Source organism: Sulfitobacter sp. M39 (assembly GCF_021735935.1).
Lineage (GTDB): Bacteria > Pseudomonadota > Alphaproteobacteria > Rhodobacterales > Rhodobacteraceae > Sulfitobacter.
In genome coordinates this window covers 2032660-2059613 of sequence record NZ_WMDZ01000001.1, presented here as the reverse complement: position 1 = coordinate 2059613, position 26954 = coordinate 2032660, and the positions used below count along the sequence as shown (strand labels likewise).

The 26954-nt window shown below is 60.9% G+C and carries 25 protein-coding genes; 14 read left to right on the top strand and 11 right to left on the bottom strand.

Features of this window, described 5'->3' with window-relative positions:
- Positions 1-7 precede the first annotated feature (7 nt).
- Positions 8-1543, bottom strand: a complete 1536-nt coding sequence (locus tag GLP43_RS09995) for a TrkH family potassium uptake protein (RefSeq protein WP_237279189.1) — start codon at positions 1541-1543, stop codon at positions 8-10.
- 34 nt (positions 1544-1577) lie between these two features.
- Positions 1578-2954 carry a Trk system potassium transporter TrkA gene (trkA, locus tag GLP43_RS09990; RefSeq protein ID WP_005853494.1) on the bottom strand — a complete coding sequence of 459 codons (1377 nt, stop codon included), beginning with the start codon at positions 2952-2954 and terminating at the stop codon, positions 1578-1580.
- A 153-nt stretch (positions 2955-3107) separates the two neighbouring features.
- Between trkA and GLP43_RS09985 the strand changes: the two genes are divergently transcribed.
- Complete coding sequence (locus tag GLP43_RS09985; protein ID WP_237279188.1) at positions 3108-3578, top strand: hypothetical protein; 471 nt, start codon at positions 3108-3110, stop codon at positions 3576-3578.
- A gap of 9 nt (positions 3579-3587) precedes the next feature.
- Here GLP43_RS09985 and ntrX read toward each other — a convergent pair whose 3' ends face one another.
- The 5 genes from ntrX to dusB form a co-directional block, all read right to left on the bottom strand.
- Positions 3588-5000 carry a nitrogen assimilation response regulator NtrX gene (gene ntrX, locus GLP43_RS09980; RefSeq protein ID WP_237279187.1) on the bottom strand — a complete coding sequence of 471 codons (1413 nt, stop codon included), beginning with the start codon at positions 4998-5000 and terminating at the stop codon, positions 3588-3590.
- Positions 4993-7215 (bottom strand): sensor histidine kinase NtrY-like, encoded by a 2223-nt coding sequence (locus GLP43_RS09975; protein WP_237279952.1) that lies wholly within the window; start codon positions 7213-7215, stop codon positions 4993-4995. The genes ntrX and GLP43_RS09975 overlap by 8 nt, the downstream gene beginning before the upstream one ends.
- A 132-nt stretch (positions 7216-7347) precedes the next feature.
- Positions 7348-8721 (bottom strand): response regulator, encoded by a 1374-nt coding sequence (locus GLP43_RS09970; protein ID WP_005853488.1) that lies wholly within the window; start codon positions 8719-8721, stop codon positions 7348-7350.
- A gap of 2 nt (positions 8722-8723) precedes the next feature.
- Positions 8724-9815 (bottom strand): two-component system sensor histidine kinase NtrB, encoded by a 1092-nt coding sequence (locus GLP43_RS09965; RefSeq protein WP_237279186.1) that lies wholly within the window; start codon positions 9813-9815, stop codon positions 8724-8726.
- The gene (dusB, locus tag GLP43_RS09960) at positions 9815-10801 is read right to left on the bottom strand and encodes a tRNA dihydrouridine synthase DusB (protein WP_237279185.1); all 987 of its coding nucleotides are present in this window, start codon (positions 10799-10801) and stop codon (positions 9815-9817) included. Before dusB ends, GLP43_RS09965 begins: the two co-directional genes overlap by 1 nt.
- 182 nt (positions 10802-10983) lie before the next feature.
- On the opposite strand from dusB, the gene GLP43_RS09955 reads away from it, so the two are divergent.
- The 4 genes from GLP43_RS09955 to GLP43_RS09940 all read left to right on the top strand — a co-directional run bounded on the left by GLP43_RS09955 (position 10984) and on the right by GLP43_RS09940 (position 14422).
- Positions 10984-12126, top strand: coding sequence for a bifunctional 2-C-methyl-D-erythritol 4-phosphate cytidylyltransferase/2-C-methyl-D-erythritol 2,4-cyclodiphosphate synthase (locus GLP43_RS09955; RefSeq protein WP_237279184.1), 1143 nt, complete (start codon positions 10984-10986; stop codon positions 12124-12126).
- The gene (locus GLP43_RS09950; RefSeq protein WP_005853484.1) at positions 12123-12620 is read left to right on the top strand and encodes a phosphatidylglycerophosphatase A family protein; all 498 of its coding nucleotides are present in this window, start codon (positions 12123-12125) and stop codon (positions 12618-12620) included. The genes GLP43_RS09955 and GLP43_RS09950 overlap by 4 nt, the downstream gene beginning before the upstream one ends.
- Positions 12613-13080 carry a CinA family protein gene (locus GLP43_RS09945; protein WP_272903190.1) on the top strand — a complete coding sequence of 156 codons (468 nt, stop codon included), beginning with the start codon at positions 12613-12615 and terminating at the stop codon, positions 13078-13080. Before GLP43_RS09950 ends, GLP43_RS09945 begins: the two co-directional genes overlap by 8 nt.
- Before the next feature lie 160 nt (positions 13081-13240).
- On the top strand, positions 13241-14422 hold the full coding sequence (locus GLP43_RS09940) for an ammonium transporter (protein WP_237279183.1): 1182 nt from the start codon (positions 13241-13243) through the stop codon (positions 14420-14422).
- A 52-nt stretch (positions 14423-14474) separates the two neighbouring features.
- Here the strand turns inward: GLP43_RS09940 and GLP43_RS09935 are convergent, their stop codons facing one another.
- A complete protein-coding gene (locus tag GLP43_RS09935) occupies positions 14475-14930 on the bottom strand; it encodes a type II toxin-antitoxin system RatA family toxin (protein ID WP_237279182.1) in 456 nt (151 codons plus the stop codon).
- Between the two features lie 67 nt (positions 14931-14997).
- Between GLP43_RS09935 and hpt the strand changes: the two genes are divergently transcribed.
- Both hpt and GLP43_RS09925 read left to right on the top strand, forming a co-directional pair.
- The gene (gene hpt, locus GLP43_RS09930; protein WP_005853480.1) at positions 14998-15534 is read left to right on the top strand and encodes a hypoxanthine phosphoribosyltransferase; all 537 of its coding nucleotides are present in this window, start codon (positions 14998-15000) and stop codon (positions 15532-15534) included.
- Positions 15531-15704 carry a hypothetical protein gene (locus tag GLP43_RS09925; RefSeq protein ID WP_237279181.1) on the top strand — a complete coding sequence of 58 codons (174 nt, stop codon included), beginning with the start codon at positions 15531-15533 and terminating at the stop codon, positions 15702-15704. Before hpt ends, GLP43_RS09925 begins: the two co-directional genes overlap by 4 nt.
- Positions 15705-15772: 68 nt before the next feature.
- Here the strand turns inward: GLP43_RS09925 and lipA are convergent, their stop codons facing one another.
- Both lipA and GLP43_RS09915 read right to left on the bottom strand, forming a co-directional pair.
- Positions 15773-16720 (bottom strand): lipoyl synthase, encoded by a 948-nt coding sequence (gene lipA / locus GLP43_RS09920; protein WP_005853478.1) that lies wholly within the window; start codon positions 16718-16720, stop codon positions 15773-15775.
- 114 nt (positions 16721-16834) lie between these two features.
- Positions 16835-17929 carry a DUF6456 domain-containing protein gene (locus GLP43_RS09915; RefSeq protein ID WP_237279180.1) on the bottom strand — a complete coding sequence of 365 codons (1095 nt, stop codon included), beginning with the start codon at positions 17927-17929 and terminating at the stop codon, positions 16835-16837.
- 243 nt (positions 17930-18172) lie between these two features.
- Between GLP43_RS09915 and GLP43_RS09910 the strand changes: the two genes are divergently transcribed.
- Positions 18173-18472 carry a DUF6477 family protein gene (locus GLP43_RS09910; RefSeq protein WP_237279179.1) on the top strand — a complete coding sequence of 100 codons (300 nt, stop codon included), beginning with the start codon at positions 18173-18175 and terminating at the stop codon, positions 18470-18472.
- Here GLP43_RS09910 and GLP43_RS09905 read toward each other — a convergent pair.
- A complete protein-coding gene (locus GLP43_RS09905) occupies positions 18465-20003 on the bottom strand; it encodes a trimethylamine methyltransferase family protein (RefSeq protein ID WP_237279178.1) in 1539 nt (512 codons plus the stop codon). The two genes, GLP43_RS09910 and GLP43_RS09905, sit on opposite strands and share 8 nt — an antisense overlap.
- 200 nt (positions 20004-20203) lie before the next feature.
- Here GLP43_RS09905 and guaA point away from each other — a divergent pair, with 200 nt between their 5' ends.
- From guaA to GLP43_RS09875, 6 genes are all read left to right on the top strand, one after another.
- A complete protein-coding gene (gene guaA, locus GLP43_RS09900; RefSeq protein ID WP_237279177.1) occupies positions 20204-21766 on the top strand; it encodes a glutamine-hydrolyzing GMP synthase in 1563 nt (520 codons plus the stop codon).
- 73 nt (positions 21767-21839) lie between these two features.
- The gene (locus tag GLP43_RS09895) at positions 21840-22703 is read left to right on the top strand and encodes a DMT family transporter (protein WP_237279176.1); all 864 of its coding nucleotides are present in this window, start codon (positions 21840-21842) and stop codon (positions 22701-22703) included.
- Positions 22704-22846: 143 nt separating this feature from the next.
- On the top strand, positions 22847-23953 hold the full coding sequence (locus tag GLP43_RS09890; RefSeq protein WP_237279175.1) for an OmpP1/FadL family transporter: 1107 nt from the start codon (positions 22847-22849) through the stop codon (positions 23951-23953).
- A gap of 162 nt (positions 23954-24115) precedes the next feature.
- Positions 24116-24970, top strand: a complete 855-nt coding sequence (locus GLP43_RS09885; protein ID WP_237279174.1) for an ATPase — start codon at positions 24116-24118, stop codon at positions 24968-24970.
- Between the two features lie 83 nt (positions 24971-25053).
- Complete coding sequence (gene metA / locus GLP43_RS09880) at positions 25054-25986, top strand: homoserine O-acetyltransferase MetA (protein WP_237279173.1); 933 nt, start codon at positions 25054-25056, stop codon at positions 25984-25986.
- A 1-nt stretch (position 25987) separates the two neighbouring features.
- Positions 25988-26950: an alpha/beta fold hydrolase gene (locus GLP43_RS09875; RefSeq protein ID WP_237279172.1), complete on the top strand. Its 963-nt coding sequence runs from the start codon at positions 25988-25990 to the stop codon at positions 26948-26950.
- Positions 26951-26954 lie beyond the last annotated feature (4 nt).

Here is a 26954-nt window from a genome sequence, read left to right as displayed (position 1 = left end):
TCCCGTGTCACGCGCGCCACAGATCAGGGGTGAGCAGCGCAATAATCGCCAAAGTTTCCAGCCGCCCCAGCACCATCGCCGCACATAGGATCATCTTGGCCCCGTCGCCCAGCTGGATCAACGCGATGGGAGCATCGGCGGCAAACTCCATCAACGGGCCGGTTGTCGCCAGTGTGGCCACCGACATCACCAGCGCATCGGCAAAGGGCGCGCCGACGAAGGTCAGCAGCAGGGTCACCCCCGCAAGCGACAGCGCGAACAGCATAAAGAATATCCAGGCGATGAACGCCCCGTTGCTTTGCAGCCGCCGCCCCGCTTGACCGGCGCCCGAGACAGAGTGTGGATGGACCAGCCGTTCCATCTCGCGGACGCCGTTGCGATACAGCGCAAAGACCCGCAACAGCTTGACCCCTCCGGCCGTGGTCGCCACCCCGCCACCGATCAGCGCCAGTCCCATGAGGATCAGCCCCGGGGTCTCGAGCCCCGACCAGCTTTGCGCTTCGGCCCAGGAAGCGCTGACAAATCCGGTGGTGGTCAGAAAGGAGGTGACCGTGAACATGGCGCCCCAGAAGGCGCTGCCGGTCTCAAGTGCTTCGGCGCTGGCATCCACATCGAAAGCGCCAAGGAAATGACGTACGAACAGCACCACAGGCACGCCGAGGATCAGCGCCAGCCCCATGCGGAATTCGGGATCAGTAAACAGCCCCCCTTGGGTCGCCGTCACCGTGTCTTTGGAAAAGGTCAGCCGCGACAGCGCGAACAGCATGAACAGCATCATCATCGCCTCGGCCCCAAAGCCGACACCAGTGTCATGCGTCCCCCCGAGCGGCGAGATGCCCGAGGTCGCCAGCACCGACATCGCATGACACAGCGCCACCAGCGATCGGTCCCCGTTGGCCAGCAGCAGCACCCAAAGCAAAAGCGTCAGCGCGAGATAGGTGGGCGTCAGCGCCGCCGCGGACCGCAGCAAACGTTGGCGCGGGTTGATCTGTCCCATATTGCTGCGGCGTTCGTCCGGGTTGCCGGGTTCGGCCTGCGAGGTCACCTCGAATCCGCCAAGGTGTAAGGGGGCCAGAATGGCCGACGCCGCGATCCACATCAGCAACCCACCCATCCAGGCGACCTGCGCACGCCACAGATGCAGCGTGTCACTGATCCGTCCGGGATCATCAAACAGCGTCGCGCCTGTCGTAGTGATAGAACTGACCATATCGAAATAGGCGTGCAGGAAGCGCGTGGTCGGCAGGGCCTCAAGAAACGGGATCGCCAGCAGCGCGGGCAAAAAGACAAAGCTGGAAAACAGCGACATCAACGGCCCCAAGGCCCCGTGCCGCGCACGCCGTCCGGCATGGGCGACGGCGATCAGGGTAAAGATAATCACCCCCAGCAGCCCCGAATAGAAAAACGCCCGCGATGCCAGATGGTCTTGGGTGGTCAGCGCAAAGATCGCCGGAAAGATTGTCGAGGCGCTGAACACACCGAAAATCAGCAAGAACAGCGGCAGTTCAAGGATTTCGCGGCGGATATAGGATTTGCGTCTCACGTGCGGCGCTCCGGTAATTTGGACGCAGGCACCATCAGAAAAAGTCGATGGAGACCTGCATCAGCTGTTCGACCTGCGGCACGTCTTTGGCCAGACAGAACACAGCGATGACGTCGCCTTCTTCGATGCGTGTGGTGCCGAGGGGGCGCATCACCTCGTCGCCCTTGCGGACCATGCCCATCAATGCCCCTTCGGGAAAATCAATGTCAGAAACGCGTTTGCCCGCAATCGGAGAGGTCGATAGCACCTCGGCCTCGATCACCTCTGCCTCGGCGTCGCCGATGGAATAAACCGACCGCACCCGCCCGTGACGGATGTGCCGCAGGATAGAGCTGACGGTGGTGGAACGCGGGTTGATATAGGCGTCGATGCCCAAAGGCTCCATCAGCGGGACCAGCGTGGGGTCGTTGATCAGCGCGATGACATAGGGGCAGCCTTCGGATTTGGCGCGCACGCAGGCCAGCATGTTGGTCTTGTCATCATCGGTGATCGCCATCATCGCATCGGCGCGGCCAATCCCGGCTTCGGCCAGTAGGGACGCGTCCAGCCCGTCACCGTTAAGCACGATTGTCCGCTCCAACGCCTCGGCGGCGCGTTCCGCGATGCGGCGGTTCTTCTCGATCATCTTGGTGCGTACCCGCTTGCCGCGCGCCTCGAGGTTCTGGGCCACGGCCAGCCCGACATTCCCCCCGCCCACAAGCACGACACGTTCAAGCTTGCTGGTGGTCTTGCCAAAAATCTCGAGGGTGCGGGGGATGTCATCGCGGTGGCAAAAGACATAGCAGGCGTCACCGACAAACAGCTGGTCCTTGGATTCCGGCGCAAACAGCGTCCCGTCGCGGCGCACCCCGACGACAACGGCGCGCAGCGTCGAGAACAGATCTGTCAACTGTCGCAGCGGCGTGTTCACGACCGGGCAGTCTTCGTCGATCTGGATACCGATCAGATGCGCCATCCCGTCCATGAAGGTCTCTGTATCAAAGGCCGCGGGGGCCGAAAGCCGCTGCAACGCCGCATTCGCCACCTCTTTTTCAGGCGAGATCACAACGTCGATCGGCATGTGATCGCGACGATAAAGATCGGAATAGATCGCCGTCAGATAGGATTGGCTGCGCAGTCGCGCGATCTTGCGGTTGATGCCAAAGACCGAGTGGGCCACCTGACAGGTGACCATATTCACCTCGTCCGAATGGGTCGCGGCAATGATCATCTCGGCATCGCGGGCACCGGCGCGGTCCAGCACGTCGGGGTAGCTTGCAAAGCCGGCGATCCCTTGCACATCCAACGTATCGGTGGCGCGGCGCACCAGATCGGCGTTGCTGTCAACGATTGTGACGTCGTTGCGTTCGCCCGAAAGATGGCGGGCAATCTGCCACCCGACCTGCCCTGCGCCGCAAATGATCACTTTCATAAATGGGGTTCCTTTGGCGTGAAGCCTTGCCTTGCGTCACCAGCTGGGGCTTGCCCGCGTGACCCGTGATATGCCAGTGATTTGAATGACAGATGGCTATGCAAGGGTCAATTCAAATGTCAGACTTGCTTCCATAGCAGGACGGGGGCGCATATGCGGAAAACGGCTTTGATCATCTGTGGGAGCGTGGCACTGGCGGCCTGCGCACCGTTGAACACCTACTACAAGCCCGGTGCTACTGTCGCGATGGTCGAACGGCAGACCACGCAATGTCAGGTCGATGCCTTGGCGCAGGTGCCCGTGGCGCTTCAAACTGTCCGCACCCCGCCCCGTTTCATCCCGCCGCGCCGCATCTGCCGGTCCGATGGCCGTTGCACTTCCCGCGCGGGATATTTCGAGCCCGGGCAGACCTATACGGTCGATCCCAATGCCGATCTGCGCAAAAGAGTTGAAACGCAATGTATGGCCGATGCGGGCTTTGCGCCAGTGTCGATCCCGCAATGCCCCGCCGGCATCGCCAAGGCCGCGCCGCAGGGGCGCACGACCGCCCTGCCCGCGCTGACTGAAAACGCCTGCGTGATCCGCAATGACGACGGCAGTTTCCAGATCGTGACGCGGGGGTAGCGAACGGGGTCAGCTATCGGCTGCCCCGTCATCATCCACATGTGCCACCCGCGTGCCCGACTTGGCCGAGGTCACCACCCCGAGACTTTTGAGCTTACGGTGCAGCGCCGATCGTTCCATGCCGACGAAATTCGCAGTGCGGCTGATGTTGCCGCCGAACCGGTTGATCTGGGTCAGCAGGTATTCGCGTTCAAACGCCTCGCGGGCCTCGCGCAGGGGCAAGGTCGCCAAGGCACCGGACAGCACCACGCGGCCCTCTTCGTCGGTGGTTTCTTCCTCGCCCGGCAGCTCGCGCGCTTCGATCGGGCCGGTGCCGTCGCCAAGGATCAGCACACGTTCCACCAGGTTCTTGAGCTGACGCACGTTCCCTGGCCAAACCATCGTCTGCAGCAACGCCTCTGCATCGCCCGAGAATTCGCGTAGCGGCAACCCCTGCGAGGCGTTGAAGTCCGCGATAAAGTGGCGCGCCAAGACGGGGATATCCTCGCGGCGGTCCTCTAGCGACGGGACAGAGATCGGCACGACGTTGAGCCGGTGAAACAGCTCTTGCCGGAAGGTGTCTGCTTTAATCGCGGCGTCCAAGTCCTTGTTTGTGCTGGATATAACGCGCAGATCGACACGCACCTTGTCGTTGCCGCCAACGCGGGTGAATTGCTGGTCGACCAGCACACGCAGGATTTTCGATTGCGTCCCCAGCGGCAGATCGGCCACCTCGTCAAAGAAGATCACCCCGCCATGCGCCTGTTCCAGCAGGCCCGGCTCTACCCCACGGTCAGGGGTTTCGCGGCCAAACAACACTTCTTCCATGCGGTCTGGCGCCACGCTGGCGCAGTTGACCGTTACGAAGGGGGCTGAGGCACGGTTGGAATTGGCATGTATATAGCGCGCGGCGATCTCTTTGCCGGCCCCCGCAGGGCCGCGCAGCATCACCCGACCGTTCGATTTCGTGACCTTATCAAGCTGCCCCATCAGCGTCTTAAACGAGGTAGAGTTGCCGATCATATCAGTGCTCGCGACCTCGCGCCGCTTGAGGCTGTGGTTCTCGCGACGCAAGCGCGAGGTTTCCATCGCGCGGCGGATCACCACCATCAACTGGTCGATGTTAAACGGTTTTTCGATGAAGTCATAGGCGCCCTGCTTGATCGCCGCGACCGCGATTTCGATGTTCCCATGCCCCGAGATGATAACAACAGGCACATCCGGATTGTCCCGCTTTACCGTTTTCAGAATGTCGATCCCGTCCATCCGGCTGTCTTTCAACCAGATATCAAGGATCATCAGCGCCGGCGGTTCCGCGTTGATGGCCGAGATCGCCTCGTCCGAATTGCCGGCCAACCGCGTCACAAAGCCCTCGTCTTCCAGAATGTCCGAAATCAACTCGCGGATGTCGCGTTCGTCGTCAACGATCAGGATGTCACTCATTATGGGTCTCCAGTTCTGGGGTTCCGGTGGGGGCAGCAAGGGGTAGCGTGATCACCGCCATTGCGCCGAAATGTGTTTCGCCCGCGAAGATCGGCGCGTTTTCCAACGACAACGTCCCGCCGTGTTCTTCGATGATCTTTTTCACGATGGGCAGGCCAAGGCCAGTCCCTTCGGATCGGGTGGTGACATATGGCTCGAACAGTCGCGCGCGGTCTTCCGGCAATCCGATGCCATTATCCGCTATGGTGATTTGTAGCGCCGTTTGGGTTGTGGTCAACTGCACCTCGATACGCGGGTCTATGTCGGCCTCTGGGTCATTTTGCTTACGACTTTCAATGGCTTCGCCTGCGTTCTTAATCAAATTTGTTAAGGCTTGCGACAGCATTGTCTGGTCCACCCGCGCCAGTATCTCTTGTGTCGGCAGATTGGCGCTGATGGTCACGTCGGGCTGGCCCGACTGCTGCAACAAGACTGCGTCCTGCAGCACCTGAACGACATTCTGCACAGAAGTTTCAGGCTCTGGCATGCGCGCGAATTTGGAGAATTCATCGACGATACGCCGCAAGTCACCAGTCTGGCGGATGATCACGCCGGTCATCTGGTCAAGGCTGGCGGCGTCGTCGGGCAGCTTAGGGCCGAACTTGCGTTTGATCCGCTCGGCGCTCAGCTGGATCGGGGTGAGCGGGTTCTTGATCTCGTGGGCAATACGCCGCGCCACGTCGCCCCATGCGGCCATGCGCTGCGCGCTTACTAGATCGGTCACGTCGTCAAAGGCGACAACATAGCCCTCTAGCCGCCCGTCTTCGCTGCGCCGTGTGGCGACGCGCACCAGCAGGTTTTCCATCTGCCCCTGACGCGAGACCTTGATCTCGCCCTGCGCGACCTCGTTCTGCCCTTTGACGACCGAATTGAACAGCGGGCCGAACTCCGGCACCGCGACAGAGAGCGCCAGCGATTGCTGGTCCTCGCTCCAGTCCAGCAGCCGCGCGGCAGAGCGGTTGACGAAGGTCACCCGCCCTTCGGGGTCCAGCCCCACGACGCCCGAGGTGACGGAGCTAAGCACCGAATCGAACAGGCGACGACGGCGTTCGATCTGGCGGGTGTTATCAAGCAACGTCTCGCGCTGGCCTTTCAACTGTTTGGTCATCTGGTTGAAGTAGCGGCCAAGCATGGCGATCTCGTCATCGCCCTCTTCCTCGCGGACCTGAACCTCAAGATCACCGGCACCGACCTGCTGCGCCGCGCCGGTTAGGCGACCCACCGGCCCTGACAGACGTTCGGCAAACCACAGCCCCAGCCAGACCGCTGCGAGAATCAGGATCACCGCAAAGCCCACATAAAGCAGCCCGAATTCGAACAGCAGCTTGCCGCGCTCGTTTTCAAGCTGTTGGTACAGTCGCACCGTTTCCTTGGTATCGTCCAGCAGCGACAGGATTTTTCCGTCCACATCGCGGCTGACATAAAGATAGCGATCGACAAAGGCTTCCATCAGCACCAGCGCGCGGAATTCGTTGTTGCCCCAATCCTCGATCACCAGCGGCGCGCCGTCGAGCTCTTGTGCCTCGCGGATCTGTTCGGGTGTCGGTTCTTCGAAATCGAACAGATACGACCTGTCGCCGCGCGCGCGGATCTGGCCGGTGCCGTCGATCATATAGGCCTCGCGTAACCCGCGCTGGATCAGGCGTTGCCCGTCCGCCAGAAGCTGCGTGTCAGGCACATCAACGCCCTGATCGCGCGCTTGATCAATTGCGCGGGCCAAGGCGATGGCATCTTCGCGCAGGTCATCGCTTTGCTCGTTCTCATAGGCTTCGGCGGCGGCCAGCGAATTGCCCACCACCGACCGCACCCGATCCGAGAACCAGCCTTCAAGCCCGACGTTGATCGTCAGCCCCGCAAAGATCGCAACACTCACCGTTGGGATCAGCGCCATCAGCGCGAACACCCCCGTCAGACGCAGGTGCAGCCGGGAACCCGCCGACTTCGCCCGCCGCGCCGCCACCAGCCGCGCGACCTCGCTCAACACAAGGGCGGCGACGAGCAGGATATAGACCAGATCGATCAGCAGAATGATGCGCAGGCTTGGGGTGTTTCCGCCCTGTTCAAGCGGGCCGAGCACCAGATAGGTGACAAGCGCCAGCACCGGCCCCAGAACCACAAGCCCCAAGGTCGCCAGATTGCGCACGCGCCGGATTCGGCGCAGGCGCTCAAGCCGCATAAGATAATAGCTGCGTGACCGGGTAAGCACCCGCTATCCTCACCGATGATGTGATGCACCTATGCATCAACCGCCCATTTTTGTGGTCCTGATCCGGCTTTGAGGCTAGATGGCCACGGTTATGTGGCGCTTTTACATCATTTTTCGACCGCGTGTCACCTCAATATCGAGGTCCGTGATCTTTTTTCTCAGCGTATTGCGGTTGATTCCCAGAAGGTCGGCGCATTTCGCCTGATTGCCAGCGGTTGCGGCAAGGGCGATCTCGATCAACGGGGCTTCGATCTCGCGCAGGATACGGGCGTAAAGTCCGGGCGGCGGCAGCATTGATCCGTGCTGGTCAAAGTATCGCTGGAGGTGACGTTCGACCGACGCGCCGAGCTTTTCGGTATTGGCCTGCGCGCGCAGCGGTTCGGGGTCGGGTTGCGCGCCCAGTACATGCTCTGCCTCGGATTGGGTGATTTCCGGCGCGCGGCTGGTCAGCGCGAGCTGCCGCATCGCATGTTCCAACTGTCGCACGTTGCCGGGCCATTGATAGTTGGCAAAGACCTTCGCCGCCCCTTCGGACAGGGCGCGCGGCGCGGTATTGCCGGTTTCGGACCGTTCAAGGAAATGCGCGGCAAGCAAGGCAATATCATCCACACGGTCGCGCAGCGCGGGTACATGCAGCGTCGCCCCCGAGAGACGATAATACAGATCGCGCCGCAGGGTGCCCGCCTTCATCGCGGCGGCCAGATCCGATTGGCTGGTCGCAAGGAACCGCGGCGCGTGTTCACCGGGCGTGTCCATCATGCGCGCGATACGGGCCTGAATCTCTTCCGAGAAATCGCCGATCTCGTCAATCAGCAGCGTCCCGCCGCGGACCCGCGCCAAGACACGTGTCGGGCCCTCAAGGTCTTGCAGCTCGGCCGAGGTGACGGTGACGAACGGCAGGTTCCGCCGGTCCGAAAAATCGTGGATCGCCTTGCCGATCAGCGACTTTCCTGTGCCGGATTCGCCCCAGATCAACACGGGCAGATCCGTGTTCATCACCCGCGCAACCACGCGGTAGAGCGCTTGCATCACCGGCGTGCGCCCCACCAGCGGCAGATCATCTCGGTCCCCATCGCTGTCAGAGCTGGTCTGCGCCGGACGGCGCGCCGGCCCGCTGCGCTCTAGCGCGCGGGCGGTGCGTTTCATCAGGTCAGGCAGGTCGAAAGGCTTGGGCAGGTAGTCATAGGCCTCCGCCTCTGCCGCCTTGATCGCGGTCATGATCGTGTTCTGCGCCGAGATCACGATCACAGGCAAACCGGGTCGGTCCTGCGCGATCTTGGGCAGCATCTCGAGCCCATTGCCGTCGGGCATCACCACATCCGAGATCACAACGTCGCCTTTGCCCTCGCCCACCCAACGCATCAGGGTGGTCAGGCTGGATGTCGCGTGCACCTTACAGCCCGCGCGGGTCAGTGCCTGTGTCAGAACGGTGCGGATTGTGCGGTCGTCATCAGCGACCAGAACGGTGCCATCCATCGTCAATTCTCCTGATCGGAAGCGGTATTTTCAATTTGGGTCTTATCGGCCCGCGGCAGTGAGATGCGGAACACGGTCTTGCCGGGCACAGAATCCACCGTGATCCAGCCGCCGTGGTCGGAAATGATCTTGCTCACCAGCGCCAGCCCCAGCCCGGTGCCGTTCTCGCGCCCGGATACGAAGGGTTCGAACACGTCAGCGCGGATCGCCTCTGGTAGACCGGGGCCGTCGTCGATGACTTCGATCTGCAAGGGCAACGATTGCGCCGTGCCGTCGGATCGGCGCATGCGGAACGAATGTTCATAATAGCTGTGCAACCGGATCGTCCCGCCCGAGGGGCCCGCCGCCTCTGACGCGTTCTTGATCAGGTTCAGCACCACCTGCAACAGCTGGTCCTTGTCGCCCAAGGCCGGCGGCAGCGAGGGGTCGTAATCCTCGATGATCTTCATGCGCGCGCCAAACCCCAGCAATGCGGACCGGCGCGCGCGGTCCAGCGCGTCATGCAGGTTTACCGCCTTGCGCTCCGGCGGCATCAGGTTGCCGAATTGTTCGACCTGTTCCAGCAGCTTCACGATCCGGCGCGATTCCGCGACGATCAGGTCTGTCAGCTCCAAATCCTCGGTGCTGAGGTTCATGCTGAGCAGTTGCGCGGCGCCCGTGATCCCTGCCAGCGGGTTCTTGATCTCATGGGCCAGCATCTCGGCCATGCCGATGGCGGATTTGGCGGCGGATTTGACCGAATTATTCTGCGTCATCCGACCGGCCATCTCGCGCGGGGTGATCATCAGGATCATCTGCCCCGCCGCATCGATCAGCGGCGCAAAGTGTAATGCGCATTGCACCGGCGGGCGCTGGCCGCTGCCGACATCCACATCATTGACGAACAAGGGCGTGCCATTGACGCGGGCGCGGGTGAAGGCCTCTTCCAGAGGGGCGTCGACGGCGATCATGTCCCACACCGGCACACCGCGCACGGATTTGGCAGATGCGTTCAGAAACCCTTCGGCTTCCGAGTTCAACTCGGCGATCATGTCGTCTGTATCTATCAGAATAGCGGGCACGGGCAGCGATGCGAAAACAGTATCCAGCGACATCAAGCGGCCTCCAACTGGTGGTCCGGCAGACAGGCGGACGGGATAAGACGGTGCACCTCGGCGGGGCTGGCAGCGGTCAGTACCGCGCGGCGCAGATCGGCGGGAGTGTTGCTGGTGCCCATGTACCACCCCAGATGCTTGCGCGCGACGCGCAGGCCGATCACCTCGCCGTAGAACCGGATGATCGCCTCGTAGTGGTCGGACACCATGCGCGCGAAATCGGCACCCTGCGGGATAACCGGTGCGGGCGCGCCGAACAGATCATGGGCCACTTGTGCGAGCAGCCACGGTTTACCTTGGGCGCCGCGCCCGATCATCACGCCGTCCGCCCCCGACTGCGCCAGCGCCTGCCGCGCGGCATCGGTGCTGATGATATCGCCATTGGCAATCACAGGAACAGAGACCGCCTGTTTGACACCCGCAATCGCGGCCCAATCGGCGGAGCCTTTATAGAACTGGCAGCGCGTACGCCCGTGGATGGTGATCATGGTGATCCCCGCAGCTTCGGCCCGCGCGGCGATCTGCGGCGCGTTCAGCATATTGTCGTCCCACCCCAGCCGCGTCTTGAGCGTGACGGGCACGTTCACCGCGTTCACCACCGCCTCGATCAGGCGTAGCGCGTGGTCGGGCGTTTTCATCAGCGCAGAGCCGGAATAGCCTTGGGTCACCTTCTTGGCGGGGCAGCCCATATTGATGTCGATCACCCGCGCGCCCTGCCCTTCGACCATCCGCGCGGCCTCGGCCATGGGGGCGGCCTCGCGTCCCGCCAACTGTACCGCAGTGCCTTCGATGCCAAGTCCCAGTTCGGCCTTTTCCAGCGTCCCGGGGCGGGCGTTGATCATGTCGACGCTTGCGACCATCTCTGAGACCACCAACCCTGCGCCAAAAGACGCCACCAACGTGCGGAACGGCAGATCGGTGATCCCCGCCATCGGGGCCAGCAAAACGGGCGGGTCGAGTTTGAAGGGCAGATCCGAGAGATCCAAACGCTTAATCCTTGTGCAATTGACTTTGGTTTACCGAGGGGTGGGCCGAAACTCAATCAAACCAAAAGCTTTTACTGGTGAGAAACTGACCTATTGCCTAAAATTTAAGCACACGGCGCGGACGATTGCACAGGCCGCGTTGCAGGCATAGAACGGGGCGAGTTTATCAAAGGGGGCGCGCGATGGCGTCGACACCGAAAATCGCAGCGCTTATCGTGGCCGCCGGACGTGGCACCCGTGCGGGGGGTGCCGTGCCCAAACAATGGCAGCCGCTGTGCGGGAAACGCGTGATCGATCACACTCTTGCGGCTTTCCAGCGGCATCCGCAGGTGGACCGGATCATCATCGTATTGAACGCCAGTGACATGGCGCAGGCCGACGGGTTTACCGCGCAAGGCTGTCTTGTCGCCGAAGGGGGCGCGGATCGTGCAGCATCGGTGCGTAACGGTCTGGCGCTGCTGGGGGATGCGGATCTGGTGCTGATCCATGACGCCGCCCGCCCCTGTGTCACGCCGCAGATCATCGACGGTGTGATCGACGCGCTGGCCACAGATGCCGCAGCCGCCCCCGGCCTGCCTGTCACCGACGCGCTTTGGGTGGCCGAAGACGGTGCCGTCGCAGGAACGCAGGACCGCACCGCGCTTTATGCCGCCCAAACCCCGCAAGGCTTTGATGCCGCCACGATCCGCGCCGCCCATGCCGCCTTTGAAGGCATTGCCGCCGATGATGTAGAGGTCGCCCGCGCCGCCGGTGTTGCGGTTGCCATCACCCCCGGCAGCGTCGATAACCTGAAAATCACGGTGCCGGGCGATTTGACCCGCGCCGCCCGCATATTGGAGTCTTCGATGGATATTCGCACCGGCAACGGGTTTGATGTACATGCTTTCGGTCCGGGGGATCATGTCACACTTTGCGGAGTCAATATCCCGCATGATCAAGGGCTTGTCGGTCATTCCGACGCCGATGTCGGCATGCATACGGTCACCGATGCGATCTATGGCGCGCTGGCTATGGGCGACATCGGCCAGCATTTCCCCCCGTCTGACCCGCAGTGGAAAGGGGCGCAAAGCCATATCTTTCTGCGCCACGCCGCCGATCTGGCGCGCAGCGAAGGGTTCACCCTGACCCATGTCGATTGCACGCTGATCTGCGAATACCCCAAAGTGGGGCCTCATGCCGCAGAGATGCGCCGCGTGATGGCGGATATCCTGTCTCTCGAAGAAAGCCGTGTGTCGGTCAAGGCGACGACCTCGGAACGTTTGGGATTTACCGGCCGCGGCGAAGGCATCGCCTGCATGGCCACAGCAACATTGGTGAAACTATGACTTTGGCAAAGCTGATCGCGACTGTTCTGGGGGTGGGCTACATCCGCCCTGCCTCTGGCACCTGGGGCTCGCTCGTCGCGCTGCCCTGGGCCTGGCTGCTCCATGTCATCGGGGGGCTGCCGCTGTTGATCGCAGGCATCGTGCTTACCTTTGCTGCAGGTTGGTGGGCCACCGCACGCATGACCGCCGGAAGCGCTGATCATGATCCGTCGGAAATCGTGATCGACGAGGTTGCGGGCCAATGGGTCGCGCTGCTGCCGCTGAGCTATGCGAGTTGGACGATGGATATGAACATCCTTGTGATGTGGCCCGGCTGGATTGCGGCTTTTGCGCTTTTCCGACTTTTCGACATCTGGAAGCCGCTGATCATCGGCTGGGCCGACCGGCGCGGCGATGCGCTTGGCGTGATGCTGGATGATATCTTTGCAGGCATTTTCGCCCTGCTGGGGGTGATCGCACTGGCCGTGCTGTATCACGTGTATCTCTTTGCCTGATGTGCACGCCCTTCTGGACCGCGCCCGCGCGCGCGAGGTCATGATCGCCTGCGCCGAAAGCTGCACGGGCGGCATGGTGGCCGCCGCCCTGACGGACCTCCCCGGATCCTCCGCGATCTTTGACCGTGGGTTTGTCACCTATACCAATGCCGCCAAGATTGACCTGCTTGGCGTCAGCCCAGACACACTCACCGCCCACGGCGCGGTGTCCGAGCAGGTCGCCCTTGAAATGGCGGGCGGTGCCTTGGCACGATCCGGCGCGCAGATCGCCGTGTCGATCACCGGTATCGCAGGCCCCGGCGGGTCAGAGCATAAGCCCGAAGGCCGCGTCTGTTTCGGCCTCGCCACGGCGTCTGGTATCACCACCCAAACGCAAGAGTTCGGCGCATTGGGCCGCGAGAAAGTCCGCCACGCTGCCCGCGATTTCGCCTTGGGGCTGATTTCTGAGGCGATTACATAACGCCCGCAAAACAGGCGGCATGGCTAAATTGCTGCCTAAATATGTGGCGAATGTCGAAATGCCCGTTTAATCACCGGCTTTGCCCACATTTTAACTTTTGTCGCGCGCGCACATCCGTTTCACCCGTCTGCAATCAAAAACCTTTCGGGAGGAAACCAAGATGAACGCAGCTGATACGGCCTGGATCATGACCGCCACGGCCTTGGTCCTGTTCATGACATTACCGGGGCTCGCGCTCTTCTATGGCGGGCTGGTGCGCAGCCGCAACGTGCTGAGCGTTTTCATGCATTGCTACGGCGTCGCCTGTCTGATGAGCGTGCTGTGGTTCTTCGCCGGATACTCCATCGCCTTTGGTCCTGACACATCGGGGCTCTGGGGCGGATTGGGCAAGATCGGCCTGTCGGGCGTCACTGCTGACAGCCTGTCAGGCACCCTGCCCGAGATCCTGTTCTTCGCTTTCCAGATGACATTCGCAGTGATCACGCCCGCGCTGATCGTCGGTGCCTATGTGGAGCGGATCGGCTTTGGATTCGTAATGCTCTTCTCGGGGCTCTGGATGCTGCTGTGCTACGCGCCCGTGGTGCATTGGGTCTGGGGCGGCGGTTTCCTGGCCGATGGTGGCATCTTTGGCGAGGTCGGCGTGCGCGATTTCGCGGGCGGCATCGTGGTGCATGAAACAGCTGGCCTTGCGGCGCTGATCCTTGCAGTCTTCCTTGGTCCACGCCTTAACCACAACACCCCGCCGCATAACCCAGGCTTCGTGATGATCGGTGCTGCGATGCTCTGGGTCGGCTGGTTCGGCTTTAACGGCGGCTCGCAACTGGCCGCAGACGGAGGTGCGGCCATGGCGATCACGGTGACCCATATCTCCGCCGCCACCGCCTCTCTCACCTGGGCGCTGTGGGAGCGGATCAAATTCGGCAAAGCCTCCCTGGTCGGCATCGTCACAGGCACCATCGCGGGGCTGGCCTCCATCACGCCTGCGTCGGGTTTCGTCGGCCCTTGGGCAGCGCTGCTGATCGGCGCGGTTGCCGGGATCTTGTGCCAGGAAGCGGTGGTCTTGATCCGCAACAAGGCCAAGATCGACGACACGCTTGATGTTTTCGCGGTTCACGGCGTGGGCGGGATCTTCGGCACCATCATGATCGCAGCCCTCGGGGCTGGGTCTTGGGCCGCACAACTGGGGTCGCTGGCGATCGTCGGTGTCTATACCACGGTGGTGACCGTCGTGCTGGTGCTGGTCTGCAAGGCGATCACCCCGCTACGTGTCAGCAAAGAGGTCGAGGTCAACGGGCTTGACCTGTCCGTCCACGGTGAACGGGCCTATGATCTAAGCAGCTGATCGGGAAGTCAAAGACCCACACAAAGGCCCCGCATCGGGGCCTTTGTCGTTTCTAGGCCCCGGCCCCATAAAGAGCCGCCGCGCGTTTCTCGAACGCCCGCACTACCCGCTGCATCGCCTCGTTAAAGACGACGCCTATGATCTTTTGCAAAATCGCGTTCTTGAATTCGAAATCGACGAAGAAATGCACCTTGCAGCTGCCGTCGCCATTGTCCTCGAACGCCCAGTTCGATTTCATGTATTTGAACGGACCATCCAGATATTCGGTGTCGATCTTCTTGGCCTCGGGCCACAACACCACCCGGCTGGTGAAACGTTCGCGAAACACTTTGAAGCTGATGACAAGATCGGCGTCCATTACCTCGTGATCGCCCTTGTCCTCACAGCTTTTGATCCGCGCGGCGGCGGTCCAGGGCAAAAATTCTGGGTATGACGCCACATCGGCCACCAGATCATACATCTGTTGGGCGGTGTAGGGCAGTTCGCGGGTCTCTGAATGGGTAGGCATTGATTTCCATCTGTCATGAAGTTAGCCCTTATGAAATCCTATCTCCCCCTTTTTCAAGGTAAAACCCATGACGACGCGACCTTATGTCATCGATGAAATGATCTCGGCCAAGGCAATCGCCGCGCGGATCGAAACCCTTTGCCGCGAAATCCAAAGCGAATTCGCCGGCACCGAAAAGCTGACAGTGGTGGGGCTGCTGCGCGGATCTTTCGTGTTTATCGCCGATCTGGTGCGCGAGCTTGACCTCCCGATCGAGGTGGATTTCCTCGAGGCCTCCAGCTATGGCGATGGCATGGAAAGCAGCAGAGAAGTGCGTATTCTCAAGGACTTGCGCGGCGCAATCGAAGGGCGTGATGTGCTGGTCGTCGAAGATATTGTCGACACGGGCCATACTTTGCATCATGTGCGCAACCTGCTGATGTCGCGCGAACCCGCCCGGCTGAAAACCATCGCCCTGCTCGACAAACCCAGCCGCCGCGAGGTGGATATGAAGGCCGATTGGATCGGCTTTGAAATTCCGGATGAATTTGTTGTGGGCTACGGCATCGATTTCGCGCAGCGCGACCGCAACCAGCCCTTTATCGGCAAGGTTCGTTTTACATGAACGTCGCTTGGTTGATGCGGATGAAACGGTGGGTGCAAAACCCGCCGTCGGCCGGCCGCGTCAAATTCGTCTTTGCTGTGGTCTTGGCCGGCGCGCTGATCTTTGCCGCAGAATACTTTGGCTACTGGCCTGAATGGGCCACGACCCAACGGATCAAAAACCCGTTCTAACCTTTCCAAATGGATTTAAATCCCGGGGAGTTTGAGGGGCAGCGCCCCTCAAATTCAATGCAACGCAGTTACCCCAGCTTCGCCAACCGCGCCGCCTGCAGCCGCGCAAAGTCATCGCCCGCGTGGTAGCTCGACCGCGTTAGAGGCGTCGCAGATACCATCAAGAACCCCTTGCCATAGGCCGATTTTTCATAGGCGGCGAATTCATCGGGGTGTACAAAACGGTCCACCGCGTGGTGCTTTGGTGTCGGTTGCAAATATTGCCCGATGGTCAGAAAATCGATGTCCGCGGCGCGCATGTCTTCCATGACCTGCATGACGGACTGACGATCCTCGCCCAGACCGACCATGATGCCGGATTTGGTAAACATCGTCGGATCAAGCTCCTTCACCCGCTGCAACAGACGCAGCGAATGGAAATACCGCGCGCCGGGGCGCACCTCAGGGTAGAGGCCGGGCACTGTTTCCAGATTGTGGTTAAACACGTCCGGCCGCGCTTCGACCACGGTTTCCAGCACTTTGGGATCGCAGCGGATGAAATCGGGGGTCAGAATCTCGATCGTGGTGCCCGGGGACCGTTTGCGCACGGCGCGGATGGTCTGGGCAAAATGTTCTGCTCCGCCGTCTTCGATGTCGTCGCGGTCCACGCTGGTGATTACGACGTGGTTCAGCCCCAGTTTGGACACCGCATCGGCCACGCGCCCGGGTTCAAAGATATCCAGCGCTTCCGGTGGGCGCCCTGTCGCGATGTTACAGAAGGTACAGGCGCGGGTGCAGACCTCCCCCATGATCATCATGGTGGCATGGCCCTGCGACCAGCATTCGCCGACATTCGGGCAGCCCGCTTCTTCGCAAACCGTCACCAGCTTGTTCTCGCGCATGATCTTTGCGGTATCCGCATAGCCTTTGCCACCCGGCGCCTTCACCCGGATCCACGACGGCTTTTTCGGCTGTGGATTGTCGGGGCGTCGGGCCTTTTCAGGGTGGCGCTGCTCGGGGATTTTCAGGTCTCGCATGATCAGGCTCCGTTTGGAATACGCCCCTTATGTAGTAGGTTCGCGCGGCGCATGAAAGAGGCAGTTGTCACCTGCGGGGCAGCCATGCGGTGCGCGCCGATCCAGATCCGCTGCCTAGCCGATCATCGCACTCCCGGGGCCAAGCGTTTCCGCATAGTGTTTGCGCAAGCGCATCAGGGCGATACGCAGAACGATCTTTCCCGACCGCGCCGACCAGCCAAGGCGCTTTTCCGTGGTTTCCAGCCCTTCCAGATAGCAGCAGCACCGCAGCACAATATCCGACAGACCCGGTCCCAGATCCGCCAGCGCCGATCCCACCCGTGCCCGGGCTGCAGAGGGTGCGCTGCCTTCAAAGCTGACGCTGTCGCCCTGCCCGCCCGGTGCCAGAAACCGGTCCCAGTTCTGCGTCACCGCCTCGCCCATTTGCGCCAGCTCAAAATCCTCGCGCAGGCGCTCTCCGGCTTGGACGAGACTGTCGGACAGGAACGGCGCGCCTTTTGCGTCGCGTCTGCGGGCGAGCGCGGCCAACGGGCTTTCGGCCAGCGTGTAGCGCAAGCGTCGTGCCGTTTTCTGCCGCGCCCCCTCTGGCAGCGGCGGCGCAGGGGCAAAAGTGGTTTGGGCTTCGGCAAAACCGTTTTGTGCGCCCTGACCCATCATCTCTTCCAGCGCATGCCGTCCAGCGGCGGTGATGTGATAGCGCAGGATGCGCCCTTCACCATCGGTCGCGATCCACCCGTTAAGCGCCATAGCCTGCGCGACACAGCGGTCCACCACGGCAGTCCGCGTCTGCGCGCCGTCCGGACCACTGCGCACGACAACGGCCTTGTCCATCTCGGCCGCCACGGCCAGCAACGCACCGGTTTCGCACAAGCGCCGCAAGATGCGTTGCGCCTCGCTGCTCAGAGTTTCATCATCGGGCATCATGGGGTGGGAGGTGTCATTCATCGCGGCGGGCTCCTGCATAGGGTGGGTTTCAAAGCGGCTGACCTGCCCCAGCAGATCAAGGACGTCGTCCACCAGCGGATCATCGCGCCGTGTTTCCAGCCGCCGGATCTGACGCAGGATGGTAGAGGCGTGACACTGAGCTGATCGCGCCAGCGCCCGGATCGGCTGGCCCATCTCCACATGCGACACATAATGCCGCGCGGCGGCCGGTACCCATCCGGGCAATCCGCGCCCGTCCGGTGACGTATTTGATAGTTGGGTCATGCAATCTCCTTTCCCAAGGCCGTGCGCTTATCCACAGCCTTATCCACAATACCAAAAGGTTAATTGGTTAGGGATTTGTTAATATTTACCGATACAGCCCATAATTGTTTCCATTTGGTAAACAGTGGTAACCGCGACGCACGATGACCCTGCTGCGCGAGCAACACCAGTATCTAGCGTGAAATCCTGACGGTGGTCGGCCATGCCAATGCATGCCAGCGCAACCAGCAAGGATTTGATTTTATGCAAGATATTCTATCGCGTCTCAGCGGCATCCACCGTCCCGCTATTCTTGTCCGGGCAGGCAATATCGGTGCCCAAACCTATCGCCGCGGTCCCGCCCTGCGCCGCATTCTGGGGCGCACGACCCTGCCGCGCAGCACCATCGCACTGCTTCAGCTGATCGACATTGAGGCAGACCTGAACGCCAGACGCAAAAAGACGGACGCAGGCTATAACCTGGTCCGTCATGTAGAGGTGATGATCGCGCTCATTGCCGAGGCCGCGCTCTTGCGCGAAACTCTGCGAGATGCGGCTACATAAAGCTGTCAGGCTCCGTCGCTTTGCGTTCCGCGACAAAGGCATCAAGCGCCGCACGCGTCTCGGGGTCCATGGCCGGTTGCACATAGTCGCCCAACAGCTTTTCAACACGCGCCGCTGCCAGCGACTGGGTATCGCGCGCGCCCTCATCTGACCATGTCTCGAATGGTTTGTAGTCCAGCAGATCGGATTTCCAGAAGGCTTCCTTAAAGTTGGCCTGTGTGTGCGCGCAGCCCAGATAATGCCCGCCGGGACCAACCTCGCGGATCGCATCCAGCGCTTGCGCGTTTTCGTCAATCTCGACACCGCGCGCCAAATGGTGCAACGCGCCCAGCTGATCCGCATCCATTACAAATTTCTCGAACGACGCGACAAGACCGCCTTCCAGCCAGCCACAGGCATGGAGCATAAAGTTCACCCCCGACAAAAGCCCCATGTTCAAACTGTTCGCCGTCTCATAGGCTGCTTGCGCGTCGGGCAGTTTTGACCCGCAGAACGAACCCGAGGACCGGAATGGCAGGTTCATCCGCCGCGCCAACTGCCCCGCCCCATAGGTAATATGCGCGGCCTCCGGCGTGCCAAAGGTCGGTGCGCCCGAGTTCATGTCGATCGAGGTCACAAACGCCCCGAAAATCACTGGCGCGCCCTTACGGATCAGCTGGCTATAGGCGATGCCCGCCATGACCTCGGCCAGAACCTGCGTCAACGTCCCAGCCACAGATACCGGTGCCATCGCGCCGCCAACAATAAAGGGCGAAATGATCGACGCCTGATTGTTCTCGGCAAAGACCTTCAGCGCACCCATCATCACATCATCAAACGTCATGGGCGAATTGATGTTCACCAGCGACGTCATCACCGTGTTCTGGTCGACGAACTCCGCCCCGAACAGAATCTTGCACATGTCCACGGAATCCTGCGCGCGGCTCGGTTCCGTGACGGATCCCATGAAGGGTTTATCGCTCAGCGTCATATGCGCATGAAGCATGTCCAGATGGCGCTTGTTGACGGGCACATCGGTGGGCTCGCAGACCGTGCCGCCGGAATGGTGCAACCACTTGGACATATAGCCAAGCTTCACGAATTTGTTGAAATCTTCCATCGTGGCATAGCGACGGCCCCCGGCGGTGTCGCGTACGAAGGGCGGGCCATAGACCGGGGCCAACACCAGATTGCGCCCGCCGATCTCGACGTTGCGCGCAGGGTTGCGCGCGTGCTGGGTGAACTGCGACGGCGCGGTCTTGCATAGCTCGCGCGCCAGCCCGCGGGGGATACGCACGCGGTCGCCGGTCACATCTGCCCCGGCCGCGCGCCACAGCGCCAGCGCCTCGGGGTTGTCGGGAAAGTTCACGCCGATCTCTTCCAACACCGTATCGGCGTTATACTCGATGATCTGTAGCGCCTCTTCGGTCAGCACCTCGTAGTTGGGAATGTTGCGTTCGATGTATTTCGCTGTCTCGAAGGACACAGCCGAGCGTGCCGCCCGACGTGCCGCACCGCCACCACCGCGCCCGCGTCTTGCTGATTCCGCCATGAGGTCTTCCTTTCCGCCAAAACTGACGCCTAGCTACCCCATTCACGCAGCGGGCTTTACGCGGTTTACGGCCTTAGAGGTCAAAAACCGACATCATGATCCGCCGACCCCTTCATTTTGCCAAAATAAACTCCGGGGGTCTGGGGGCTGGCCCCCACTCCACTCTTGCCACGCAGGCCATCCGCCCATAATCAGTCTGCATGACAGATATCTCCCATGACCGCCTTCTCATCATCGACTTCGGCAGCCAGGTCACCCAGCTGATCGCCCGCCGTTTGCGTGAACTTAATGTGTTTTGCGAAATCCACCCGTTCAACACGGTGGATGATGCCTTTCTCAAGGATTTTGCGCCCAAGGCGGTGATCCTGTCGGGGGGGCCGTCCTCGGTCTTCGCCGAAGGTGCACCCATGCCGCCGCAATCGGTGTTCGAGCTTGGCGTACCGATCCTTGGCATCTGCTACGGCCAACAGGTCATGATGCATTGCCTGGGCGGCAAGGTTGAACGCGGTCACGGCACCGCTGAATTCGGACGCGCCTATGTGACCCCCTCCGAGGCCCGTCTTGAGCTGTTGGAAGGCTGGTTCCTCACCGAGAAAGAGCAAGTCTGGATGAGCCACGGCGATCACGTCAGCGCCATCGCGCCTGGTTTCGAAGTCTACGGCACCTCGCCCCATGCGCCTTTCGCGGTCACCGGCGATGTGTCGCGCAATTTCTATGCCGTGCAGTTCCACCCCGAAGTGCACCACACCCCCAATGGTGCGCGCCTGTACGAAAACTTTGTGCGTCTCGCGGGGTTCAAGGGCGACTGGACAATGAGCGCCTACCGCGACGAGGCCATCGCTGCGATCCGTGAACAGGTCGGTGATCAAAAGGTCATCTGCGGTTTGTCCGGCGGGGTCGATTCCTCGGTCGCGGCCGTGCTCATCCACGAAGCGATTGGTGACCAGCTTACCTGCGTCTTTGTCGACCACGGTCTGCTGCGCAAGGGCGAGGCCGAAGAGGTCGTCACCATGTTCCGTGACAACTACAATATGCCGCTGATCCACGCCGACGAACAAGAGCTGTTCTTGGGCGAGCTGGACGGCGTGTCTGACCCCGAAACCAAGCGCAAGATCATCGGCAAACTGTTCATCGACGTGTTCCAGAAGCACGCCAAGGACGTCGGCGATGCCACCTTCCTCGCACAGGGCACGCTGTACCCCGATGTCATTGAATCCGTGTCATTTTCCGGTGGCCCGTCGGTGACAATCAAATCGCATCACAACGTGGGCGGCTTGCCCGAAAAGATGGGTCTCAAGCTGGTCGAGCCGCTGCGCGAACTTTTCAAGGACGAGGTCCGCGAGCTTGGCCGCGAGCTGGGTCTGCCCCCGTCCTTTATCGGCCGCCACCCCTTCCCCGGCCCCGGCCTCGCTATCCGCTGCCCCGGCGAGATCACCCGCGAAAAGCTCGACATTCTGCGCGAGGCGGACGCGGTTTATATTGACCAAATCCGTAAACACGGGCTGTACGATGAAATCTGGCAAGCCTTTGTGGCGATCCTGCCTGTCCGCACCGTGGGTGTGATGGGCGACGGGCGGACCTATGATTTCGCCTGTGCCCTGCGGGCTGTCACCTCGGTCGATGGGATGACGGCGGATTACTATCCGTTCACCCATGAATTCCTGGGCGAGACCGCGACGCGGATCATCAACGAGATTCCGGGCATCAACCGGGTGACCTACGATATTACGTCGAAACCTCCCGGCACGATTGAATGGGAGTGATCTGAATGGCTGTGATCGGCCGCATAACACAGACGCCTCCGGCGGGGATTTTTTTCCATTTGGAAGAGAGACCATGACCCCGACACTCAGGGCGGCTTTGTGGATGATGGGGTCGATCACGTCTTTCTCTGCGATGGCCGTCGCCGGGCGCGAGCTTGGCGGCAGCCTCGATACGTTCGAGATCATGATGTACCGGTCGCTGGTGGGCGTGATCGCTGTGTTTACGCTCGCGACCGTTTACGGAACCTGGGGGCAGATCAACCGCCGCGATTTCGGCACGCAGATAGGGCGCAATCTGGCGCATTTCACCGGACAGAACCTGTGGTTTTACGCAGTTACCGTGATCCCGCTCGCGCAGGTCTTTGCGCTTGAGTTCACCTCTCCGCTTTGGGTGATTGTCCTGTCGCCGCTGATTTTGGGCGAACGGCTTACCAAGATGCGGGCTTTGGCGGCGGTTCTTGGGTTTATCGGCATCCTTTGTGTTGCCCGTCCGACAATTGCCGGGCTGAATGCTGGCGTGATCACGGCGGCGTCCTCGGCGATTTTCTTTGCACTGACGATTATGTTGACCAAGCGGCTGACGCGCAGCCAGACGATCACCTGCATCCTGTTCTACCTGACCGTGACGCAACTGGTTTTCGGCGTGATCATGGCCGGTTACGACGGGGATATCACGGTGCCCGAGGTGGCACAGATGCCGCTGTTGTTGCTGATCGGGATCGCAGGGCTTATGGCGCATTTCTGTCTGACCAACGCCTTGTCCATTGCGCCTGCGACAGTGGTCGTCCCGATTGACTTTGTCCGCCTGCCACTGATCGCCGTCATCGGTATGCTGGTTTATGCCGAGGCCTTGGATATCTGGGTATTCATCGGCGGCGCGATTATCTTTGCCGGCAATTACATGAACCTCTGGACCGAATCCCGCCGCGTTTCGTAACGAAACTGCAACAGTTCTGGCATAGGGGCGCAGACTTCCCTTTGGTCAAGAATTGACAGATTGACGCACCCTGCCGTTCAGTAGCTGTATAAATTGTGGCTGCGCGTTGTGGCTGCATCGCTTCTGGGGAGGAGTATTTAGAGATGACGTATCGAGTAATCGCAATGGCGGCCCTGTTGGGCAGCGCATCCACGTTGCACGCGGGGGGTATTGACCGGTCGGGTCAGTCGATCACGGCCCTGTTCGAGAGTGGCCGTTATGCTGAGTTCAGCCTTGGGTCGGTGTCGCCGAATACATCGGGGGTTGGCCCGAATGCGATACCTCCAACTGGGGTAGGCAACTCCGGAAACATGACCGACAATTTCTTCACATTCGGCGCAGCCTATAAGGCGGATATCAACGATCAGCTTTCATACGCTATTATTTATGATCAACCATTCGGTGCCGACGTAGATTACCCGGCAGACGCAGACTACTTCGCGGCAGGGTCCAGCGCCGAGTTCAACAGCCACGCGCTGACAGGCCTGTTGCGCTACAAGATGCCGAACAACTTCAGTGTGCATGGCGGTATTCGGGTGCAAACCATTGAAGCCAGCGCTGCCATCCCCTTCATCGCGAACTACAGCGTAGACGGAGACCGTGATACAGGCGTCGGGTATGTTGCCGGTGTCGCGTATGAAAAGCCTGAAATCGCGCTGCGCGTGTCTTTGACTTATAATTCCAAGATCAGCTACGACGTCCGCACCTCTGAGAATTCGCTTCTTGGATCCAATGTAACTGAGACAGAGGTAGAAACACCTCAGTCGGTTAATCTTGAATTTCAAACCGGCGTTGCAGCAGACACGCTTGTCTTCGGTGGTGTGCGTTGGGTCGACTGGTCATCATTCGAAATCGCGCCAAACGATTATTCAACCCTTACAGGCGGTGGAAAACTGCTGAGCTACGAAGACGACGTCTACACCTACTCCTTAGGTGTCGGTCGCCGACTGAGTGACACGTGGTCCGTTGCGGCGTCCGTCGGTTACGAGAAATCCAACGGTGGCTTTTCGAGCAACTTGGGACCGACTGACGGCAACAAGAGCCTTGCATTGGCAGCGACCTATACGCGCGACAGTATGAAAGTTACGACCGGCATCCGCTACATCAACATCGGTGACGCCGAAACGACGCTCGGTGGCGGTCAGACCGCGGCGACATTCGAAGACAACGACGCTGTCGCAATCGGTGTGAAAGTCGGCTTCACCTTCTAAGCTCTACCGCATTTAACGCTCTATCAGCCCGCCCCAGCAATGTGGCGGGCTTTTTCATGGGGGCGCGATGTCTGATGTCTCGTGGCCGATGGCTCGCGTCTGGTGTCTGGGCACAGGCTAGGCTACTCATTGCGAAACAAGACGTTCCAAGGAAGACGACCCATGCTTTACCCCTCTGCCGATGCGTGGCGTGCCGCGCCGCATAAACATGTGCTGGTCTTTGGCATGTCGGGTCTGGGCAAGACGCATATGGCGCATCTGCTGCGGCAATCGGGGGGGTGGTTTCACTACTCTATCGACTACCGGATCGGCACGCGATACCTGGGTGAAACCATCGCCGACAATGCCAAGGCCGAAGCGATGAAGGTGCCGTTCCTGCGGGATCTTCTCCTGAGCGACAGCATCTACATCGGGTCAAACATCACTTTCGATAACCTTTCGCCCGTGGCGACCTGGCTGGGCAAGCCCGGCGATGCGGCCAAGGGGGGATTGCCGATGGCGGAGTATACCTCCCGACAGGAAGCGTTCAAACAGGCAGAGATCGCGGCCCTGTGCGACACCGGCCATTTCGCCCGCCGTGCGGAGACGCTTTATGGCTATCCGCATTTCATCTGTGACACCGGCGGCTCGATCTGTGAATGGGTGGACCCCGATGACGACAATGATCCGCTGATGCAAACCCTGTCGGCGGAATGTCTGCCGGTCTGGATCAAGGGCGACGATGCTCACACCCAAGAGCTGATCCGCCGCTTTGACAAAGCCCCCAAGCCGATGGCCTACCAGCCCGAGTTCCTGCTGCGGGTGTGGCAAGAATATCTGAGCGAAAACAACTGCCAAGAGGATGATGTCGATCCGGATGCCTTTATCCGCTGGACCTACGCCCAAGCGCTCGCCCACCGACAGCCGCGCTACGAGGCGATGTCGCGATGGGGGGTGACCGTGACTGCCGATCAGGTGGCCGGGCTCAAATCCGAGGATGACTTCAATGACCTGATCGCGGGGACGTTAAGCGCGTGACCCTTGGCGCCCTCTGCGCGGGCGCTTATCTAAATCCGGCGCAGATGATGCAAGACCTCAGCCCCTAGACGTGGAATACCGACATGCCGATTAAACTGCCTTCCGACCTGCCTGCCTACGACGTGCTGACGCGCGAAGGTGTCATGGTGCTGGACGAGGAAATGGCGGCGCGTCAGGATATCCGGCCTTTGCGCATTGCCCTGCTGAACCTGATGCCGAAAAAGATCCAGACAGAAAACCAGTTCGCGCGGTTGATCGGGGCGACGCCCCTGCAGATCGAATTCAGCCTGATCCGCATGTCCGACCACCAGTCGCGCAATACGGCCGCAGATCACCTTGAAAGCTTCTACTGCCCCTTCGAGGAAGTCACCCACGAGAAATTCGATGGGCTGATCATCACCGGTGCCCCGATAGAACATCTGGACTTTGATGACGTCACCTATTGGGAAGAGCTTACCCGCGTCTTTGACTGGACCCAGACCAATGTCCATTCGACCTTCGGTGTGTGCTGGGGCGGCATGGCGATGATCAATTACTTCCACGGTATCAAAAAGCATCTGCTAGAGGACAAGGCATTCGGCTGTTTCCGCCACAGCAACCTTGAACCCTCGTCGCCCTATTTGCGCGGGTTCTCGGATGATCTGGTTGTGCCGGTCAGCCGTTGGACCGAAATGCGGGCGGCAGAGGTCGACGCCGTGCCGAGCCTGACCACCCTGCTCGGCAGCAAGGAGGTCGGCCCCTGTCTGGTCGAGGATGCAGGGCATCGGGCGCTCTATATCTTCAATCACCTTGAATATGACCGCGACACATTGAAGGACGAATATGACCGCGATGTCGCCCAAGGCACGCCGATCAACGTGCCCTGCAACTATTACCCCGATGACGACCCCACGCAGGTGCCGCTGAACCGCTGGCGTAGCCACGCGCATCTGCTGTACGGCAACTGGATCAACGAGATCTACCAGACCACCCACTACGATCTGAACGACATCGGTCGCAGCAATTTTGGGACGTAGCATGCTGTTGATCCTGACGCTGGTCGCCGTGGGCTTGGTGATCGTGGTGCACTGGCGGGCCAGCACCCGCGAGGCTGCGGCCAACGCCGCCTACCCGCCGATTGGCGAGCTGATCGATATCGACGGCGTCAAGGTCCATGCCAAGGTGCAGGGCAGCGGGCCGGATCTGGTGCTGATCCACGGGGCGTCAGGGAATATGCGGGATTTCACCTTTGATATGGTGGACCAGCTTTCCGACCGCTACCGCGTTATCCTGTTCGACCGTCCGGGGCTCGGCTGGACCGACAACCTGCCCCAACACGCGGGCGCATGGAATGCCACTGCGGCCACACCACATGAACAGGCCGCGCTGTTGCAAAAGGCAGCGGACCGGCTTGGGGTGAACACGCCGATCGTCCTGGGCCACAGCTACGGCGGCGCCGTGGCACTGGCGTGGGGGCTATCGCGGCCCGATGACACGGCGGCGCTGGTGTTGGTGTCTGGCGTGTCCGAGCCGTGGGAAGGTGACCTTGGCTGGCAGTACAAGCTCACCGGCTCTGCCTTTGGGTCGGGTATTGTGATACCGCTGGTCACCGCCTTTGTGCCGCAGGGATTTGTACGCGCCAGCGTCGACGCGATCTTTGCCCCGCAAGACGCGCCTGACGGCTATAGTGACCACATCGGCACCGGCCTATCCCTGCGCCGCATGTCCATGCGCGCCAATGCGCACCAGGTGAACTCGCTGCTGCCCGAAATCAAAAGGATGGTCCCGAAATATGCTACGCTGACCATGCCGGTCGAGCTGATCCACGGCACCGCAGACACCATCGTCCCGCTGGATGTCCACGCGGCAATCGCGACCCCGCAGCTACCCGATGCGGTGCTGACCACCCTGCCCGGCATCGGCCATATGCCGCAACATGTGACCCAACCCGACGTCATTGCCGCCATCGACCGCGCAGCGACACGTGCGGGTTTGCGCTAGGGGG

What these genes read in the sequence shown, in the direction of transcription:
- GLP43_RS09950 (WP_005853484.1), top strand. Translation starts at nt 12,123, where the DNA reads ATGACTTTGGCAAAGCTGATCGCGACTGTTCTGGGGGTGGGCTACATC.
- GLP43_RS09910 (WP_237279179.1), top strand. Translation starts at nt 18,173, where the DNA reads ATGCAAGATATTCTATCGCGTCTCAGCGGCATCCACCGTCCCGCTATT.
- GLP43_RS09975 (WP_237279952.1), bottom strand. Translation starts at nt 7,215, where the DNA reads ATGCGGCTTGAGCGCCTGCGCCGAATCCGGCGCGTGCGCAATCTGGCG.
- GLP43_RS09955 (WP_237279184.1), top strand. Translation starts at nt 10,984, where the DNA reads ATGGCGTCGACACCGAAAATCGCAGCGCTTATCGTGGCCGCCGGACGT.
- lipA (WP_005853478.1), bottom strand. Translation starts at nt 16,720, where the DNA reads ATGCGAGACCTGAAAATCCCCGAGCAGCGCCACCCTGAAAAGGCCCGA.
- GLP43_RS09905 (WP_237279178.1), bottom strand. Translation starts at nt 20,003, where the DNA reads ATGGCGGAATCAGCAAGACGCGGGCGCGGTGGTGGCGGTGCGGCACGT.
- GLP43_RS09985 (WP_237279188.1), top strand. Translation starts at nt 3,108, where the DNA reads ATGCGGAAAACGGCTTTGATCATCTGTGGGAGCGTGGCACTGGCGGCC.
- GLP43_RS09935 (WP_237279182.1), bottom strand. Translation starts at nt 14,930, where the DNA reads ATGCCTACCCATTCAGAGACCCGCGAACTGCCCTACACCGCCCAACAG.
- GLP43_RS09895 (WP_237279176.1), top strand. Translation starts at nt 21,840, where the DNA reads ATGACCCCGACACTCAGGGCGGCTTTGTGGATGATGGGGTCGATCACG.
- GLP43_RS09925 (WP_237279181.1), top strand. Translation starts at nt 15,531, where the DNA reads ATGAACGTCGCTTGGTTGATGCGGATGAAACGGTGGGTGCAAAACCCG.
- GLP43_RS09885 (WP_237279174.1), top strand. Translation starts at nt 24,116, where the DNA reads ATGCTTTACCCCTCTGCCGATGCGTGGCGTGCCGCGCCGCATAAACAT.
- GLP43_RS09875 (WP_237279172.1), top strand. Translation starts at nt 25,988, where the DNA reads ATGCTGTTGATCCTGACGCTGGTCGCCGTGGGCTTGGTGATCGTGGTG.
- guaA (WP_237279177.1), top strand. Translation starts at nt 20,204, where the DNA reads ATGACAGATATCTCCCATGACCGCCTTCTCATCATCGACTTCGGCAGC.
- GLP43_RS09940 (WP_237279183.1), top strand. Translation starts at nt 13,241, where the DNA reads ATGAACGCAGCTGATACGGCCTGGATCATGACCGCCACGGCCTTGGTC.
- GLP43_RS09970 (WP_005853488.1), bottom strand. Translation starts at nt 8,721, where the DNA reads ATGGATGGCACCGTTCTGGTCGCTGATGACGACCGCACAATCCGCACC.
- GLP43_RS09915 (WP_237279180.1), bottom strand. Translation starts at nt 17,929, where the DNA reads ATGACCCAACTATCAAATACGTCACCGGACGGGCGCGGATTGCCCGGA.
- trkA (WP_005853494.1), bottom strand. Translation starts at nt 2,954, where the DNA reads ATGAAAGTGATCATTTGCGGCGCAGGGCAGGTCGGGTGGCAGATTGCC.
- GLP43_RS09965 (WP_237279186.1), bottom strand. Translation starts at nt 9,815, where the DNA reads ATGTCGCTGGATACTGTTTTCGCATCGCTGCCCGTGCCCGCTATTCTG.
- hpt (WP_005853480.1), top strand. Translation starts at nt 14,998, where the DNA reads ATGACGACGCGACCTTATGTCATCGATGAAATGATCTCGGCCAAGGCA.
- ntrX (WP_237279187.1), bottom strand. Translation starts at nt 5,000, where the DNA reads ATGAGTGACATCCTGATCGTTGACGACGAACGCGACATCCGCGAGTTG.
- metA (WP_237279173.1), top strand. Translation starts at nt 25,054, where the DNA reads ATGCCGATTAAACTGCCTTCCGACCTGCCTGCCTACGACGTGCTGACG.
- GLP43_RS09890 (WP_237279175.1), top strand. Translation starts at nt 22,847, where the DNA reads ATGACGTATCGAGTAATCGCAATGGCGGCCCTGTTGGGCAGCGCATCC.